The organism is Vibrio sp. 2132-1, assembly GCF_033344315.1.
Window position 1 is genome coordinate 1 of record NZ_JAWPON010000120.1, and the last position, 978, is coordinate 978.

The following is a 978-nucleotide window of genomic DNA, read 5'->3' on the forward strand; positions in this document are numbered from 1 at the left end:
GTACGATGGTCGTCTTTGTGCCGTCTTCATGTTCTTCTCGCTTCGCGACTTGGAAGAGAGTTTTTGATGGCTTACCGTCTTCAAAACACACTTTTTGCAGCGGACGGTTTGGCCAGTCACAGATCAATGGCAGATCGATTTCTCCCTCTTCCTGCTCGACATGACCCCAAACGCGTGCGTAGTAAATTTTATGCGTTAAGCGGAACTGAAACTGCTTTTTCAACGCACTTTCTGCTCGCTTGTTTTTAGCCAGTACCATCAATCCCGACGTCGACATATCTAAGCGATGCACGACTTGGATATCTGGGTGCTCCTCCTGTAAACGACTCCACATGCTGTCATGGTGTTCTGCAAGACGTCCCGGAACTGACAACAAACCAGACGGCTTATTCACAGCCAAGATATGGTCGTCCTCAAAAACGATGTCGATCCAAGGATCAGTCGGTGGGTTGTACTCAAGCATTGCCATGGGTGGGATCTCTAGAAAATAAAAACGCCGCGATTATAACGAGGGCTCAGTCAAAACGCATTTTAATTTCGCGACCAATGAAAAAACCAAAACCAACAGGGTTAATCAAGTCAATAAATTCGAAAAATAAAATAAAAACTGATTTGTAAATATAGTTTGACAAGTACTGCGGGAGTGATATTTATAGAGTGGTTACCCAAATAACTTTATTCCGTTCGGAAAAGCACCCCATAACATTAAATAAGGTTTCACGCCGTTTGGATTCCCGCGAACCGTTCTCGCGGGGGAAGGTTATGCCGCTATACACAACATCAAAGGACAATAAGAAATGGAATCCGCCGTACCAGATCAACCCCAATCCAGAATATCGCTATTTTTCCGCTCACTTGGCCCAGGCATCCTAATGGCTTCTGCGGCGGTGGGTGGCTCTCACCTTGTAGCCTCAACCAAAGCGGGTGCCATCTATGGCTGGCAACTTGCCGCACTCATCCTGCTCGTAAACCTGTTTA

Annotated in this window: 1 protein-coding gene and 1 pseudogene; one reads left to right on the forward strand and one right to left on the reverse strand. The window is 46.2% G+C overall.

The features are described 5' to 3' along the window. Positions 1–469 (reverse strand): pseudouridine synthase (locus R8N47_RS23840; protein ID WP_318185929.1); only part of this gene is annotated, 469 nt, incomplete at its 3' end. A gap of 328 nt (positions 470–797) precedes the next feature. Here R8N47_RS23840 and R8N47_RS23845 point away from each other — a divergent pair. Next, positions 798–978, forward strand: a pseudogene (locus R8N47_RS23845) (divalent metal cation transporter); the annotation flags it as partial.